Origin of the sequence: Neorhizobium sp. SOG26 (assembly GCF_003491345.1) — a bacterium.
GTDB classification, from domain to species: Bacteria; Pseudomonadota; Alphaproteobacteria; order Rhizobiales; family Rhizobiaceae; genus Neorhizobium; species Neorhizobium turbinariae.
Genome location: NZ_CP025512.1, coordinates 418,045 through 434,144, shown reverse-complemented (window position 1 = coordinate 434,144; position 16,100 = coordinate 418,045). Strand labels below are relative to the sequence as shown.

General features: G+C 62.5%; 17 protein-coding genes. 12 read left to right on the top strand and 5 right to left on the bottom strand.

Translation table 11 applies throughout. The annotated features are described in order from the left end of the window. Window positions 1-2: 2 nt before the first annotated feature. Window positions 3-566 (top strand): biotin transporter BioY, encoded by a 564-nt coding sequence (locus CYG48_RS02055; protein WP_118848864.1) that lies wholly within the window; start codon window positions 3-5, stop codon window positions 564-566. Between the two features lie 6 nt (window positions 567-572). On the opposite strand, the gene CYG48_RS02050 is transcribed toward CYG48_RS02055, so the two are convergent. Then, window positions 573-971, bottom strand: coding sequence for an acyl-CoA thioesterase (locus CYG48_RS02050; RefSeq protein WP_245450380.1), 399 nt, complete (start codon window positions 969-971; stop codon window positions 573-575). A 137-nt stretch (window positions 972-1,108) separates the two neighbouring features. Here CYG48_RS02050 and CYG48_RS02045 point away from each other — a divergent pair, with 137 nt between their 5' ends. From CYG48_RS02045 to dxs, 9 genes are all read left to right on the top strand, one after another. After that, complete coding sequence (locus CYG48_RS02045; RefSeq protein ID WP_118848863.1) at window positions 1,109-2,041, top strand: histone deacetylase family protein; 933 nt, start codon at window positions 1,109-1,111, stop codon at window positions 2,039-2,041. Between the two features lie 2 nt (window positions 2,042-2,043). Then, complete coding sequence (locus CYG48_RS02040) at window positions 2,044-2,298, top strand: exodeoxyribonuclease VII small subunit (RefSeq protein ID WP_118848862.1); 255 nt, start codon at window positions 2,044-2,046, stop codon at window positions 2,296-2,298. Between the two features lie 144 nt (window positions 2,299-2,442). Further along, window positions 2,443-3,378, top strand: coding sequence for a TAXI family TRAP transporter solute-binding subunit (locus CYG48_RS02035; RefSeq protein ID WP_118848861.1), 936 nt, complete (start codon window positions 2,443-2,445; stop codon window positions 3,376-3,378). Between the two features lie 141 nt (window positions 3,379-3,519). Further along, entirely contained in the window at window positions 3,520-5,631 is a 2,112-nt protein-coding gene (locus tag CYG48_RS02030) for a TRAP transporter permease (protein ID WP_118848860.1), read from the top strand. Window positions 5,632-5,654: 23 nt separating this feature from the next. After that, a complete protein-coding gene (locus tag CYG48_RS02025) occupies window positions 5,655-5,999 on the top strand; it encodes a DUF1850 domain-containing protein (RefSeq protein ID WP_118851433.1) in 345 nt (114 codons plus the stop codon). A 41-nt stretch (window positions 6,000-6,040) separates the two neighbouring features. Then, on the top strand, window positions 6,041-6,367 hold the full coding sequence (locus CYG48_RS02020; protein ID WP_118848859.1) for a nucleotidyltransferase family protein: 327 nt from the start codon (window positions 6,041-6,043) through the stop codon (window positions 6,365-6,367). After that, on the top strand, window positions 6,357-6,719 hold the full coding sequence (locus CYG48_RS02015) for a HepT-like ribonuclease domain-containing protein (protein ID WP_118848858.1): 363 nt from the start codon (window positions 6,357-6,359) through the stop codon (window positions 6,717-6,719). Before CYG48_RS02020 ends, CYG48_RS02015 begins: the two co-directional genes overlap by 11 nt. Window positions 6,720-6,729: 10 nt before the next feature. Continuing rightward, window positions 6,730-7,653, top strand: a complete 924-nt coding sequence (locus tag CYG48_RS02010) for a pirin family protein (protein ID WP_118848857.1) — start codon at window positions 6,730-6,732, stop codon at window positions 7,651-7,653. Between the two features lie 100 nt (window positions 7,654-7,753). Continuing rightward, window positions 7,754-9,673: a 1-deoxy-D-xylulose-5-phosphate synthase gene (gene dxs, locus CYG48_RS02005; RefSeq protein ID WP_118848856.1), complete on the top strand. Its 1,920-nt coding sequence runs from the start codon at window positions 7,754-7,756 to the stop codon at window positions 9,671-9,673. Between the two features lie 15 nt (window positions 9,674-9,688). Here the strand turns inward: dxs and CYG48_RS02000 are convergent, their stop codons facing one another. Together CYG48_RS02000 and CYG48_RS01995 are read right to left on the bottom strand one after the other, a co-directional pair. Further along, entirely contained in the window at window positions 9,689-10,681 is a 993-nt protein-coding gene (locus CYG48_RS02000; protein ID WP_118848855.1) for a DUF4424 domain-containing protein, read from the bottom strand. Window positions 10,682-10,791: 110 nt separating this feature from the next. Beyond that, the gene (locus CYG48_RS01995; RefSeq protein ID WP_118848854.1) at window positions 10,792-12,729 is read right to left on the bottom strand and encodes a methyl-accepting chemotaxis protein; all 1,938 of its coding nucleotides are present in this window, start codon (window positions 12,727-12,729) and stop codon (window positions 10,792-10,794) included. 184 nt (window positions 12,730-12,913) lie between these two features. Here CYG48_RS01995 and CYG48_RS01990 point away from each other — a divergent pair, with 184 nt between their 5' ends. Together CYG48_RS01990 and CYG48_RS01985 are read left to right on the top strand one after the other, a co-directional pair. Beyond that, window positions 12,914-13,669, top strand: coding sequence for a TlyA family RNA methyltransferase (locus CYG48_RS01990; protein WP_118848853.1), 756 nt, complete (start codon window positions 12,914-12,916; stop codon window positions 13,667-13,669). Further along, window positions 13,666-14,910, top strand: a complete 1,245-nt coding sequence (locus CYG48_RS01985; RefSeq protein ID WP_118848852.1) for a class I SAM-dependent RNA methyltransferase — start codon at window positions 13,666-13,668, stop codon at window positions 14,908-14,910. The genes CYG48_RS01990 and CYG48_RS01985 overlap by 4 nt, the downstream gene beginning before the upstream one ends. Here CYG48_RS01985 and CYG48_RS01980 read toward each other — a convergent pair whose 3' ends face one another. Next, a complete protein-coding gene (locus CYG48_RS01980) occupies window positions 14,911-15,282 on the bottom strand; it encodes a hypothetical protein (RefSeq protein WP_118848851.1) in 372 nt (123 codons plus the stop codon). It abuts the gene before it with no gap. A gap of 85 nt (window positions 15,283-15,367) precedes the next feature. Further along, on the bottom strand, window positions 15,368-16,075 hold the full coding sequence (locus CYG48_RS01975; protein ID WP_245450528.1) for a crotonase/enoyl-CoA hydratase family protein: 708 nt from the start codon (window positions 16,073-16,075) through the stop codon (window positions 15,368-15,370). Window positions 16,076-16,100 lie beyond the last annotated feature (25 nt).

Sequence of the window (16,100 nt, the reverse complement as noted above, 5' to 3'; positions counted from 1 at the left end):
ACATGGCTACACGGGATCTCGTTCTGGCAGCGCTTTTCGCAGCCATCATCGTCGCGCTCGGCCTCGTGCCGCCGATCATGCTGGGCTTCATCCCGGTGCCGATTACCGCGCAGTCGCTCGGCGTCATGCTGGCCGGCGTCATCCTCGGCGCAAAGCGCGGCGGGCTTGCCGTTCTGCTGGTGCTCGTCCTCGTCGCAATCGGGTTGCCGGTTCTTTCGGGCGGCCGCGGCGGCCTTGCCACCTTTGTCCTGCCGACCGCTGGCTACCTTGTGGGCTGGTTCTTTGCCGCCGTTGCGATCGGCTATTGCTCGGAGCGCTTCGTCGGCCGTTCGCAAAGCGCACTCGTACAGGTCACCGGCTTCTTCATGGCCGCGATGATCGGCGGCGTCGTGATCCTCCACGGCCTCGGCATCCTGTGGCTCGCCTATGGCACCGGCACCGGCCTCAGCACCGCGTTTCTGGGCGACCTGGCTTTCATTCCCGGCGACATCCTGAAGGCGGCAATCGCGGCGCTTGCCGGTCGCGCCGTCATGGTCGGTTACCCGCTGCTGCCGCAGCGCGCCTGAGCCAAGCTAATCCAGATACTGGTAGAGCCAGTCGCGCAGTTCCTCGGGAAGTGCCACCGGCTCGCGGCTTTCCGCATCGCAGGCGCACCACAGGATTTCGGCTTCCGCCACGGCCTCAGAACCGCGCATCATGCGGACAAGGAAGCCCGCCGACTTGCCGCCGATCTTGCTGACGCCGACGGTTGTGTGGACGACATCGCCCAGCTTCAGCGGTGAATGGAAGTTGCAGGTGACCTTGCCGATGGTGAAGAACGGGTCGCTCGGCTGCGCATCGCGCCGACGCCAGAACTCCGCCACCGCTTCCTCGGCCCGGGAAACATATGCGGCCCGAAACATCTCGCCGTTCATGTCCACATCGCGGAACGGAACCCGGAACTCGAACGGTTTTTTCGTGTCTTTGGCCAATGCACCCTCTGGCTCATGCTCTTCTGGACATTCATTCTTCCAAGCTTAAGCCGGGGAGAGCAAGAGGCGCGCCTTGAAAAAACGCATGAATTGCGCCATGTCGTCGGCTCCGCATTTCCCACCCGACGGGACCGCTCATGACCACGCGCCTTTACGAGCACAAGATTTTCCTCGAGCATCGCACGCCGGAAGGACATCCCGAACGGGCGGACCGGCTGCGGTCGCTGAACATCGCGCTGGAGCATCCGAACTTTGCGGATCTTGACCGCAAGGAAGCGCCGCAGGCGAACGAGGACAGCGTCCTTCTTGCTCATCCGGAAGATTATCTTCGCTCGGTCATGCGCTCGATCCCCGAGGAAGACACGGTGCGGCAGATCGAGTCCGACACCTATGTCAGCCCAAAAAGCCTGCAGGCCGCGTTGACGGGTGTGGGTGGCGCCATGGCAGCCGTCGATGACGTGCTGACGGGCAAGGTGGACAACGCCTTTGTTGCCGCCCGTCCGCCAGGACACCATGCGGAAAAGAACAAGTTCATGGGCTTTTGCCTGTTCAACAATGCCGCGATTGCCGCCCGTTACGCGCAGCAGAAATACGGCGTGGAGCGGGTCGCGATTGTCGACTGGGACGTGCATCACGGCAACGGCACCCAGGACATCTTCTGGAACGATCCTTCCGTTCTCTTCTGCTCGACGCACCAGATGCCGCTTTACCCGGGCACGGGGGCGAAGGACGAGACCGGCACGAAGAACAACATCGTCAACGCGCCGCTGTCTCCCGACACCGGAAGCGAGCATTTCCACGAAGCGTTCAAGAGCCGCGTGCTGCCGGCCCTCGACAACTTCCGGCCGGACTTCCTGATCATTTCGGCAGGCTTCGACGCCCATCATCGCGACCCGCTGGCGCAGATCAACCTCGTCGGCAACGACTTCGACTGGGCAACCGGGCGGCTGATGGAGATCGCCGGCAAATACGCCGGCAATCGGCTCGTCAGCCTGCTCGAGGGCGGTTATGATCTGGAAGGTCTGGCCGAGTCGGCCGGCATGCACATTTCAAGACTGATGAGGGGATAGTCATGACCGAGAACACCGACACCATCGATGTCAGCGGCTACTCCTTCGAGAAGGCCGTCGCCGAGCTCGAAAGCATCGTCGCACGGCTGGAACGCGGCGACGTGGCGCTCGATGAGTCCATCGCCATCTACGAGCGCGGCGAGGCCTTGAAGAAGCATTGCGAGAAACTGCTCAACGCCGCCGAAAACCGCATCGAGAAGATCCGGCTCGATCGCGCCGGCAAGCCGCAGGGCACCGAGCCGCTCGACGCCGGCTGATCACGATCTTCAACTAAAGTCGCAAAACGGCTTTCCGGCTGCGGATGACAAACCGGTTGACCTGAAAGAAGCCCCTCCCCATGATAGCGCCATCTGATAGTGGCTTGGGAGGAGCTGATCGTGAAGTCCAGTAAAATCAACCTTATGTTCGCCGCAACGCTTGCCGTCTCGGCAGCGGTTTCGGCCACCAGCGTCAAGGCCGCCGAGTTCATCAACGTCCTGACCGGCGGAACATCTGGCGTCTATTATCCGCTCGGCGTGGCGCTGAGTGAGATCTACGGCAAGAACATCAAGGATTCGCGCACCCAGGTGCAGGCGACCAAGGCCTCGGTTGAAAACCTCAACCTGCTGCAGGCGGGTCGCGGCGAAATCGGTTTCTCGCTGGGTGACTCGGTCCAGGAAGCGTGGAAGGGCAACAAGGAAGCCGGCTTCCCGGCCAAGCTCGACAAGCTGCGCGGCATCGCGGCGATCTATCCGAACTACATCCAGGTGGTTGCGAGCGCTGAATCCGGCGTGAAGACGCTGGCGGACCTGAAGGGCAAGAGCCTTTCGGTGGGCGCACCGGCCTCCGGCACCGAGCTCAACGCCCGCGCGATCTTCGAAGCCGCCGGCATGTCCTACAAGGACCTCGGCAAGACCGAATACCTGCCGTTTGCGGAATCCGTTGAACTCATCAAGAACCGCCAGCTGGACGCAACCCTGCAGTCGGCCGGCCTTGGCGTCGCTTCGATCCGCGACCTTGCAACCTCGCTGAAGATCAACGTCGTTGCCATCCCGGCCGCTGAGGTCGAGAAGATCGGCGCTCCCTACGTGTCCGTGAAGATCCCGGCCGGCACCTATGAAGGCCAGACCGAGGATGTGGAGACGGCAGCCGTCGGCAACTTCCTCATCACGCATTCGGGTGTCTCCGACGAGACCGCCTACCAGATGACCAAGCTTCTGTTCGACAACCTGCCGCAGCTTGCCGCGGCCCATGCCGCCGCCAAGGCAATCGACGTGAAAAAGGCCATCGAAGGCATGCCGGTGCCGCTGCATCCGGGTGCCGAGCGCTACTACAAGGAAGTCGGCCTGCTGAAGTAGGACGCTTTCAAACTGCCAAACGGGCGCGTCTCGTCTCCTGACGGGGCGCGCTTCAATCTGAGGTAACTATCCCCACGGAGCAGCCGTGACGCCCTTTCGGGTCAGACGGCAGAAGCGGGGCCTGAACATTGCGAAGAGCCCATGACCGTTACGCCCATGCTTCATGACTCCAATGCACCGCATTCGGCAGAAGAGGCCATCGAAGGCCTGCCAGCCGGCTTCGGAGACGGAATTAGCGGCAGGATCGCGTTCTGGATCGCCTGTGCCTTCACGCTTTTCCAGATCTGGACAGCCGCCTATGGCACGCTTGCAAGCCAGATCGTGCGTGCCATGCATGTCGGCTTCCTGCTGCTTCTCGGCTTCGTACTGATTGCCAACCTCGTGGCCAAGACCCCTCTCGGCAAGATCTGGTTCTGGGTACTTGGCATCGCCGGCTTTTCCACAGGCCTGTATAACTGGATCTTCTACGCTGACCTCATCCAGCGCAGCAGCTTCCTTACCACCGAAGACCTGATCGTCGGGACCCTGCTGATCGTGCTGGTGTTTGAAGCGGCGCGCCGGCTGATGGGCCTGCCGCTGACGATCATCGCCGGCATCTTTCTCGCCTACTGCTTGTTCGGCGAATATGCGCCGGGACCATTCATCCACCGCGGGTACGGCTTCGAGCAGATCATCGAGACCTTCGCCTTCGGCACGGAAGGCATCTACGGCACGCCGATCTATGTCTCGGCCGCCTATATCTTCATCTTCGTTGTCTTCGCCGCCTTCCTTGAGCGGGCGGGCATGCTGGCCCTGTTCAACGATTTCGCGCTGGGGCTCGTCGGCACATGGCGCGGCGGCCCGGCCCAGGTCTGCGTGCTCTCCTCGGCGCTGATGGGCACGATTTCCGGCTCCGGCGTGGCGAACGTCGTGGCGTCCGGCCAGTTTACCATCCCGCTGATGAAACGCTTCGGTTTCCGCTCTGCCTTTGCGGGTGGCGTCGAGGCGACATCGTCCATGGGCGGCCAGATCATGCCGCCGGTCATGGGTGCGGTGGCCTTCATCATGGCCGAGACGCTGAACGTCTCCTATGCCTCGATCGTCAAGGCCGCGATCATCCCGGCCGTTCTCTACTTCGGTGCCTGCTTCTGGATGGTCTTCCTGGAAGCCGGAAAGGCCGGGCTGAAGGGCATGAGCAAGGCAGAACTTCCCAATCCGTGGACGGCGGTGAAGGAACACTGGCCGCTGATCCTGCCGCTCGCAGCCCTCGTCTACCTCCTGTTTGCCGGATATACGCCGATCTTCGCCGGCACCATGGGCCTTGCGCTGGTGATCGTGCTGATCCTCGGCATGCCGCTTGCCGCCAGCATCGGCCCATTCATCTTCCGCATCGTGTTCTGGATTGCGCTCGGCCTTGCCGCCGCATCCTTCATGAAGTTTGGCGTCAACTTCCTCGTCATCGTCATTCTTGGCCTGATTGCCGGCTGCGTCTTCGTCAAGGGTGGCCGCGAAACGCTCATCATCTGCCGTGACGCCATGGCGGAAGGCGCGAAGAACGCGCTGCCCGTCGGGATTGCCTGCGCCATCGTCGGCATTGTCATCGGCACGCTCAGCCTTACCGGGATTGCCTCAACCTTCGTCGGCGCCATCATCCGGGTCGGTGAGCACAACCTCTTCCTGTCGCTGGTGCTGACGATGATCACCTGCCTGATCCTCGGAATGGGCATTCCGACGATCCCGAACTACATCATCACCTCTTCACTCGCTGGCCCGGCACTGCTCGAGCTTGGCGTGCCGCTCATCGTCAGCCACATGTTCGTCTTCTATTTCGGCATCATGGCCGACCTGACGCCGCCGGTGGCGCTTGCAGCATTCGCGGCAGCACCGATGGCGAAGACGTCCGGTATGAAGATTGGCGTCGAAGCGACCAAGCTTGCGAGCGCCGGTTTCGTCGTGCCGTTCATGGCGGTCTACACGCCGGCGCTGATGCTGCAGGATCCCGGTGCCATCTCGGCCGCATGGGGTTACCCGGTCGAAGTCATCTACCTCTTCGCCAAGGCCTGCTTCGGCATCGGTCTCTGGGGTGTGGCGGTCGTCGGCTTCCTGTTTACCCGGGCGGCGGCATGGGAGCGCCTGATTGCGCTGGTTGCCGGTGCCAGCCTTGTGGTGGCCCTGCCCTGGACCGACGAAGTCGGCTGGGCGCTCGGCATCATCCTCGTCGCACAACACTGGTGGCGCAGCCGCAAGCCGGGCGCGGCGACGGTGACGCCGTAGAGCCGGTGCCAGCTCTCTGCATCATGGCCGGCGGCAAGGCGACGACCCTTGCCGTCTCACTCTTCACCTTGTCCTGGACCCATTCTGTCCAGAAGACGGAGTGGCGCGAGACCTGGTCCGTGCAACCCGTTGGCCTTGAACTGACCGAAGCCGCCGTGAAGGGGTCGGGCGCCGGTATGGAACCCGGGCCGGATGCGGTGATGCGCGACGGCTGGTATGTCTGGCATCCCAAACTGCCGCCGCAGGGGCAGATCTCGCTTGCGGCCTCCGGTGCGACACCGAGCGCCTGGCGGCTTTGCCACACGGGTGGCTGCACTGAACTTGGTGCGACGGCGGGAGACGAAGTCCTGCTGAAGCCGTGCGACTAGCTGCCCTCGACCAAAACATGCGGGTTCACTATATTCCCTGCATGGATAAGGATCTGGTCATTGCAAAGCTCAGGGAGCACCAGGACGAACTGCGTGCCGCGGGCGCGGAGCATGTGTCGATCTTCGGCTCAGTGGCACGCGGCGAAGCCACTGAAGGATCAGACCTGGATCTTCTTGTGACCTTCAGCGAGCCGGTGACGCGCTCGGGCTTGGGCTTCATCGGCGCCATGTCGGATCTCAAGGCTCTGGTTGACGGGATCACGGGCGCCCAATCCGTCGATATCGTGCCTGGGCCAGTCACGCCGCGTTCCGCACGCGGCGAGCGGCTTCACCGAAACATCGAACGCGACCGGGCCGATGCCTACTAAACGGCCGCTGCTGCGCCTCCGCGACATCGTCGCCAACGGAGAAGCTGTGACGGGTTACACCGCCGGCATGACCTTTGAAGATTATCCGCGGCACCAACTGACAAAGGATGCTTCCGAACGTTGCCTCTCTCGCATTTCGGAGGCCGCCGTGAAACGCGGATCATTCGCCGAGGAGCACTTCGCGGACCACAACTGGCGGGGGATCCGTGACCTGGGCAACCTGCTCCGGCACGATTACCCGGATGTGCTCGATGCGATAGTGTGGAAGATCATCACCACCGACCTCCCGCCCCTGCTCGTTGAACTGAAGGCTTTCCTGGCGCAATATCCTGAAGATCAGGAAGCGCCTTAGCGAGTAATTCATGTCCTTCTTTCCCGGAACCGATCCTGTTGCAGGCGATGCCTTTGCCTGTGACGCGATCGAGAACCTCATCATCCCGCGCAGCAGCGACATCGGTGGCTTTGCGGTGCGGCGTGCGCTGCCGACGCGGCACCGACGACTTGTTGGGCCGTTCATCTTCTTCGACCGCATGGGCCCTGCGCTGCTCAGGGCGGACGAAGCGCTCGACGTGAAGCCGCATCCGCACATCGGGCTCTCCACCGTCACCTATCTGTTCGACGGCGAAATCAAGCATCGCGACAGTCTCGGTACCGAGCTCGTCATCAAGCCGGGCGACATCAACCTGATGACGGCCGGGCGCGGCATCGTGCATTCGGAGCGCACGCCCGAAAACCTGCGCGGCCACCCGATGTCGGTCTCGGGACTGCAGACCTGGCTGGCCCTTCCTGACAACCAGGAGGAGATCGACCCGCGGTTCGCCCATACCAGCCGCGAGGCGATGCCCACGATCGACGCAGGCGGCGCAACCGGGCGGGTGGTGATTGGTTCTTTCGAAGGACTGACCTCACCTGTCCCGACATTCTCCGATACGCTTTACGTGGACCTGCGGCTGGAGCCCGGCCGTCGTTTTCCATTCTCGGCCGCGCATGAGGAACGAGCGATCTACATCCTGGCGGGAGAACTGGTGGTTGCGGGAGATCGGTTCGCGGCAGACCAACTGCTCGTGTTCCGCCCCGGCGAAAACATCACGCTCGAGGCGGGAGAGCCGGGCTGCCACATCATGTTGTTCGGCGGTGCCGCGCTCAACTCCAAGCGCTACATCTGGTGGAACTTTGTCTCCTCGTCCAAGGAACGGATCGAGAAGGCCAAGGAGGAGTGGCGCACCGGGCGCTTCGACATTGTGCCGGGGGATGAAGAAGAGTTCGTACCCTTGCCGGTCGGATAAAATCGGTTAGAACAGCCCATCACAAAACTTGAAAAAGCCTGCTTTCTTCTCATCTTCTGAGGACGCAAGCTTCTGACCATGACGAGAAAAGGCAAACTTCGTGACATCATTGCCCGCAACGCCACTACTCGACAAGGTCAACCTGCCTGGAGATCTTCGCAAACTGGATGACCGTGACCTGCCGCAACTGGCGCGGGAGGTGCGCGACGAGATGATCGATGCCGTATCGAAGACCGGCGGGCATCTCGGTGCAGGTCTCGGCGTCGTCGAACTGACGATCGCCATCCACAAGGTATTCAACACGCCGGACGACCGCCTTATCTTCGATGTCGGCCACCAGTGCTACCCGCACAAGATCCTCACTGGTCGCCGGGACCGGATCCGCACACTGCGCCAGGAGAGCGGCCTTTCCGGCTTCACCCGTCGGGCCGAAAGCGAATACGATCCGTTCGGTGCCGCCCATTCCTCGACCTCCATCTCGGCCGGGCTCGGCATGGCGGTGGCTGCAGACCTTTCCGGCTCGAAGCGCAACGTGATTGCTGTCATCGGTGACGGTGCGATGTCAGCCGGCATGGCCTATGAAGCGCTGAACAATGCCGGCGCGCTCGATGCGCGGCTGATCGTCATCCTCAACGACAACGACATGTCGATTGCACCGCCGACGGGTGCCATGAGCGCTTATTTGGCGCGCCTTGCCTCTGGCCGCACCTATATGGGCATGCGCGAAGTGGGCAAGAAGCTTACCGGTTATCTCGGCAAGTCGATCGACCGGGCCATCACCCGTGCGGTGGAACATGCACGCGGTTACGTTACCGGCGGCACGATGTTCGAGGAGATGGGCTTCTACCATATCGGCCCGATCGACGGGCATTCCTTCGAGCACCTGTTGCCGGTGCTGCGCAATGTGCGCGACAACGGCCGTGGTCCGGTGCTGATCCATGTCGTGACGCAGAAGGGCAAGGGTTACGCACCCGCCGAAGCAGCTGCCGACAAGTACCACGGCGTCAACAAGTTCGATGTCATTACCGGCGCGCAGGCGAAATCGAAGCCGAATGCTCCCTCCTATACCAGCGTCTTTGGCGACACGCTTGTCCAGGAAGCGCGCCTCGACGACAAGATCGTCGGCATTACCGCGGCCATGCCGAACGGCACCGGCATCGACAAGCTGGCGGAAGTGTTTCCGTCGCGCACCTACGATGTGGGGATTGCCGAGCAGCATGCGGTCACCTTCGCCGCCGGCCTTGCTGCGGAAGGCTACAAGCCGTTCTGCGCGATCTATTCCACCTTCCTGCAGCGCGGTTACGACCAAGTTGTCCATGACGTCGCGATCCAGGGGCTTCCCGTGCGCTTCCCGATCGACCGTGCCGGCTTTGTTGGCGCAGACGGCCCGACGCATGCCGGCTCGTTCGACACCACCTTCCTTGCCACCCTGCCGGGCATGGTGGTGATGGCGGCAGCGGACGAGGCAGAACTCAAGCACATGGTGCGGACCGCCGCAGCTTATGACGCTGGTCCGATCTCCTTCCGTTACCCGCGCGGCGAAGGCGTTGGCGTGGAGATGCCGGAGCGTGGCCAGATCCTTGAGATCGGCAAGGGGCGCGTGGTGAAGCAGGGCTCCAAGATCGCCCTCCTCTCATTCGGGACGCGGCTGAAGGACTGTCTGCTGGCCGCCGAGGATCTCGATGCCGCCGGTCTTTCCACCACCGTTGCCGATGCTCGCTTTGCGAAGCCCCTTGACCACGACCTCATCCGCCAGCTGGCGCGCCACCACGAGGTGCTGATCACCATCGAGGAAGGTGCTGTGGGCGGCTTCGGCAGCCACGTCCTGCATTTCCTGGCCAGCGAAGGCCTCCTCGACAACGGGCTCAAGGTGCGGTCGATGGTACTGCCGGATGTATGGATGGAGCAGGCAAGCCCGGAGACGATGTATGCCAAGGCGGGCCTCGACCGCGCCGGCATCGTATCGGTGGTCTTCAAGGCACTCGGGCAAAGCCGCGTCGGCGTCGGCTTCGCCGGCTGAGCTTCGCCTCCGGAACTACTCCACAGCATTCAGGAAGAGGACGTGCAGGTCCTTCTGCGGGTAAAAATCCGTGGCTGACATCTCAAAGGTCGTAGGCCCGACCTTCTTGACACCGGTGCCGCAGAAGCTGACGAAATCCTTCTCGCGCCCCTTGTCGACAGTCAGCTTGAACTTGCCGATCGGGCCGCTCCAATTGGCGCCGGTGGTGAGGATATAGGAAATCCACTGTTCGGTATAATGCGGTCCTGACTTGGCGGCCGCCGCTTCGAGCCTTGCCGCTGTCTTCATGAACGCGCTGTCGATGCAGTAGCGTTCGGCATAAGCCTTGTAATTCGATACGGGCTTGCCCCCTTCGATGAAGGTCATGGCCACCGTGCCGCCAACGCTCGGCTTGTAACGGTGACTCACCCGCACCGGCTTGTTCGGCGGAAAGCTGGTCTTCCACCAGTAGGCCGAGCGCAGCGTCCAGGCCGAGCGGATCTCCTCCTGCCAACCTTGGCCGGCATCGTAGCTGTCGACATAGATCAGTCCCTTGCTGATCCAGTCCGCCTTCACATCCGCCGGCAGCGCCTTCAGCGCCTCCGCAGTCTTGCCGCTATAGGGCAGCACCGGAATCTTGTGCTTCTCGAACTCGTCGGTGCGGTCGATGCCGAGTGCCAGCACACGCTGTTGCAGTTCCGGCTTGATCTGACGGCTGTCCTGAACCACCGAGAAGCCAAGGAAGTTGTCGCTTTCCATGTCACCCACGGCGACATCGTTCTGGGCGCCACCAACGACATCGGGCATCGGGAAGGCGATGATGCTTTCCACCTCCTTGTCGCTCGTGTTGCGGAACACGTAGTCGACCAGCACCTCCTCTCGCGAAAGGTAGAGGTCTTCTTCTTCCATCACGACATCGTTGGTCTGGACATAGATGAGCCCGCCGGTCGTCAGTTCGGCTGTCGTGTCATTTGCCAGGCTGTTTGAAGCCGCCAGCAGCAGGCCACCGACGAGAAAAGTCCAACGCATCCCCACCCCCTCATGTCACGCGCATCGTGACATTAAGCCGGGACACCAGAACAGAAAAGGCAGGCGGATGGTGTTCCGCCTGCCTTTTTGCAAAGTCATTCATAGGTGGATCAGAATTCCGTCCATTCTTCCTTCACGGCCGCTGCCGTTGCAGTCTTCCCGGAAAAGGCGCGGGCAACGGTGGAACGCAGCATCTGCGCGGGGGACGCGACCGGACGCGCTTCCGCAGTGGCTGCCACCGGGCGCGACTGCTGCGCAGGTGCGCCGCCGAAGTTGAACTGGCGCAGCAGGGCGTCGAGCGCCTGGGCTTCCTGGGCAAGCTTGTGGCTTGCCGCGTTCTGCTCTTCCACCATGGCAGCGTTCTGCTGGGTGTTCTGGTCCATGTTGTTGACCGAAGCGTTGATCTCCTGCAGGCCCGTCGACTGCTCGCGGGTCGAGACCACGATGGCATCGAGGTGCTCGTTGATCTGCTGCACCTCGCCGACGATGGCTTCCAGCGCATTGCCGGTTTCGCCAACCAGCGCCACGCCGGCATCCACCTGGTGGCTGGAGGTGGTGATCAGCGACTTGATCTCCTTCGCCGCATTGGCGGAGCGCTGGGCAAGTTCGCGCACTTCCTGTGCGACAACCGCAAAGCCCTTACCTGCATCCCCTGCACGAGCAGCTTCAACACCGGCGTTCAGCGCCAGAAGGTTGGTCTGGAAGGCGATGTCATCAATCACCGAAATGATATTGATGATCTCGCCGGATGACTTGGAAATCTGCTCCATTGCCGAGACCGCGCGGCGGACGACCTCGCCCGACTTCTCGGCGCCATGCCGAGCGCGCTCGACGCGGCGTCCCACATCCTCGGCCCGACGGGCCGATTCCTTGACGGTGGTGGTGACTTCCTCGAGAGCCGCAGCGGTTTCCTCGACGGCGGCAGCCTGCTGCTCCGTGCGGCGGCCGAGGTCATCGGCAGCGGAGCGGATTTCAGCAGCGCCGGCGTTGATGGCAGCAGCATTGGCACCGACGGCCTGGAGTGCGGCCTGGAGGCGCGAGAGCGACTGGTTGAAGTCGGTGCGAAGGCGGTCGAGGCGGCCGACGAACGGCTGGTCGAGACGGTAGGCAACATCACCATCGGCAAGCTTTGCAAGAGCCGTGGCAAGCGAGTCGATTGCGAACTCGACATCGGCTGCTTCGCGAGCCTTCTCGGCATCATTGGCGAGCCGTTCGCGTTCGGTGGTTTCGCGCAGCGCGTCGGCATCGCGGGCGAGCGCCTGCTTTTCAATGGCAGCGTTCTTGAAGACAACAACGGCCTTGGCCATCTGGCCGACTTCGTCACCGCGATGGGTCGCCGGTACCTCGATATCGTTGTTGCCGCCGGCAAGCTGCGTCATCGCATTGGTCATGCCGATGATCGGCGAGACGATGGCGCGCGACAGGGCCCAGACGAGGACAACGGCGATGACACCGGCAGCGGCGCCGCCGATGATCAGCGTCATGAGAAGGTCGTCATGGGCTTCGACCTGGGCCTCGTTCAGGCCAGCGGAAAGATCGAGCGCCTGCTTCTTGATCTTGGCAGCCGCTTCGCGGAAGCCATCGAGCTGGCCCTTGGCCTGGTTGCGGCCGATCTCGATGACCTCGTCGATCGTCATCTCGGTCGTCTTGCGCGCTTCAAGCTGCGGCACGGTCAGCTGGGTGTGGAACACATCTGCGGCAGAGCGCATGGCATCCAGGGACGTCAGGATTTCCGGACGACCTGTTGCAACCTTCTTGGCTGCGTCAATCGCGGCGATCATCTTGTCGCGGTTGGCAAAAACGTCCTTGTAGGTGCTGTCGCTCTTGAACAGCAGGAAGCCGCGCTGGTTGACGGCCTGTTCGAGCATCGCCTCGAGCGCATTGTCTACCTGCACCAGAATCGCCTGGGACGCGGCCTGGTCAGCGGAGGCACGGCTGGACTTCAGTGCCTGCCAGTAAACACCGGCAGACGCCAGGAGGCAGACACCCATCAAAGCCGCAAAGGTAATGATCAGCTTGGAATTCAGAGAAAGGTTCTTCAGTGACATGTTTTTCCGCTCACAGGTGAAACAGCATCGCGCTTGTCTCCACCGCGGAAGGAACGCCAACATCATTAAAATTGGGTTGCGCGGGCACTACAGCTTCTTGCGCCTGACGCCTAATGACACAGGAAGACATCGCAACCCGAAGCAATGACTTGCAGATGACGCAAAGCCACGTCATTGACTGCGCATGTCAGAAAACCAACGCCTCGACCAGCTTCTGGTCACCCTCGATCTTGTTGCAAGCCGTGCCCGCGCCAGAGACGCCATCTCGCGCGGCACCGTGACCGTGAACGGCCGCGTCGTCACCAAGCCGAGCCTCACCTTTCCCAGCAACGCCGAAATCAGCATCGATGACCCGGCGCAGGATTTTGTCTCCCGCGCGGCATTGAAGCTTGTTGCGGCGCTTGACCATTTCAAGCTCGACCCTGCCGGCCACGCATGCCTCGATATCGGCGCCTCGACGGGCGGCTTTACCGAAGTGCTGCTGATGCGCGGCGCAGAGCATGTGACGGCGATCGACGTCGGTCACGGGCAGATGCATCCCCGCCTCCTCGACCACCCGAGGGTGACAAACCTCGAGGGCGTCAATGCGCGCTACCTCACACCTGAGGACTATGATGAGCGCGAGATCACCTTCATCGTCTCGGACGTTTCCTTCATTTCCCTGAAGCTGGCGCTGGCACCGGCGCTTGAGCTTGCCGAACCGGGCGCGGTCTGCGTGCTGCTCGTCAAGCCGCAGTTCGAGGCAGGTCGCGATGCAATCAGCAAGGCGGGGCTTCTGAAGGAGCCCGAAACTGCCCCCGCAGTTGCCGCGGAACTGGAGCGCTGGCTTGCCGAAGACATGGGCTGGGAAAGCCTTGGCCTGATCCCCTCCCCGATCACCGGCGGAGACGGGAACCAGGAATTCCTGCTCGCTGGCAGAAAACCGCAGGAGCAGGCATGAGCACGCTGACCGTTACCATCGACCGGCTGGGCTCCCAGGGCCATGGCATTGCCGAGGGCAGCAATGGCCCGATTTATGTACCTTACGCACTTCCCGGCGAGAGCGTTGCGATTGCGAGGAACGGCGACCATGGCACGATCATGTCGATCGCCGTGCCCTCGCCCGACCGGGTGAAGCCACCGTGCCGCCACTTCGGTCCGGACAGCGACGCCTGCGGCGGATGTGTGCTGCAGCATCTGGCGGATTCGCCCTACCACAGCTTCAAGCGGGACCTGGTGGTTCACGCCATGCGGTCGAGGGGGATGGAGCCTCCGGTGCGCGACCTTGTCATCTGCCGTCCCGGTGAACGGCGGCGGGTGGTGCTGTCGGCGCGCCAGACGGAAAAGGAATTCCTGCTCGGATACAACCGCGCCGAAACCAACCATATTTTCAACGTGGTTGAATGTCCGATCTCCTCGCCGGGGATCGTAGGCCAGCTTGATGCCATCCGTGCCATCGCAAAGTCGCTGGTGACCGGCAGCGAAATCATCCGCATTGCGGTGCTGGAAACGCTGGTCGGTCTTGATCTCGCCGTCGACGGCCTGAAGCCACTTGGGGAGAAGCATCGCCGCAGCGTCACCGAAACGGTGCTGAGCCTGCGCGGTATTGCCCGCCTTTCGGTCAATGGCGAGATCCTGATCGAACCGCAGAAACCGAAGGTTGACTTCGGCGGCGTGACAGTCACCCCGCCGCCTGCTGGCTTCGTGCAGGCAACGAAACCAGCCGAAGAGGCGATGGCCGAATTGGTTCTTGCGCATGTGGGCAAGTCAAAGCGGGTCATCGACCTCTTCGCGGGCTCAGGTACGTTCTCGCTTCGGCTGGCGCGCCGCGCGAAGGTTCACGCTGTCGAAGGCGATGACAAGGCGATCCGGGCACTTGATACGGCTGCCCGCAACACACAGGGCCTGAAGCCTGTCACGGTGGAAAAGCGCGACCTCTTCCGCCGCCCGATGATAGTGTCTGAGCTCAAGAACTTCGATGCCGTGGTGTTCGATCCGCCGCGTGCCGGGGCGGAAGCCCAGATGCGCGAACTTGCCCGCTCCAGCGTGAAGACGGTCGCAGCCGTCAGCTGCAACCCGGTGACGCTGGCGCGCGACCTGAAGATCCTGGTCGATGGCGGATACCAGATCAAGGAGGTCACCCCGATCGACCAGTTCCTGTGGTCGCCGCATGTCGAGGCAGTCGCCCTTCTTGTGAGGTAACTAGCGGTCGAGGTTCAGGCGTCCGCTGCCCACCACGCCGGAGCAGCGGCACCGCTCGCCCACGCGACCCGGACGGGCATCACAAACATAGGAACGCCGGCGGTCGGAGCTGCGCGGCGGCTCGACGACGCAGACATAGCGGTCGCGGCGAAAACGCTCGCGATCGCGATCCCTGATGCGGTCACGTTCCCTGACCCGATCCCTGTCGCGCTCGCGGCCGATGGTGATCCCGTTCGGGCCGATCGTCACCGACGGCGCCTGCGCCAGCTCAACCTGCGCATTCCATACGGTCATGGGCGCGAGGCGCTCGGCGGCTGCCGGAGTGATGCTCACGAGCGCCAGAACCAGACCAGACAATAAACGGTTGGGCATTTCTCTTCTCCCAAGGTTGGAAGAAGAAGATCTAGCGTTTTCCGCGCCTAGAGGAAGATGCCCGCCGTCTTAGCTTTGGTGATGCTTAACGACGAAGGAATGCTTCGAAGGCGGCGCGGGCCTCTGCACTCCGCAATTGAGCCGAAAAGTGCACCAGTTCTTCATCCATGCGCGCCAGGATTTCGTCCCGCGGACCCTTGACCAGGTCGCGCGCGATCTTCAGCGCCTGGGGTGGCTTTGCCGCAAGGCTCGCTGCCAGCGCAAGCGTGTGTGGCTCGACGTCGGAAGGCTCGACGATCTTCCAGATCAAGCCTGCTTCGAGCGCGGCCTGTGCGGAGAATGCCTCCCCGGCGACAAGCAGGGCAAAGGCGCGCTGGTGACCCATGATCTTCGGCACAAGCAGGCTGGAGGCCGCTTCAGGCACGAGGGCGAGATCCACGAACGGTGTCTTGAACAGGCTGCGGCTCGAAGCAACCGTCATGTCGCAATGCAGGTGGATCGTCGTGCCAATACCGATCGCCAGGCCATCGACACCGGAGACGAGCGGCTTTTCTGCCTTTGCCAGCGCCTTGATGAATTTCGCGGCTTCCGGCGGCTCGGTAGAGCTCGACATGGCATAACTCAGGAAATCGGCCATGTCGTTTCCGGCCGAGAAACAACCCTCCGTGCCGAGGAAGGCCACGGCCCGAATTTCCGGTGTGGAGTTGGCCTCGTCGAGTGCCGCCGTCATCCGGTCATACATGGCCGAGGTGATGGCGTTCTTCTTTTCCGGGCGGTTGAAGCGGATCACCATGACGCCCGGATGCGCCTCGGGACGG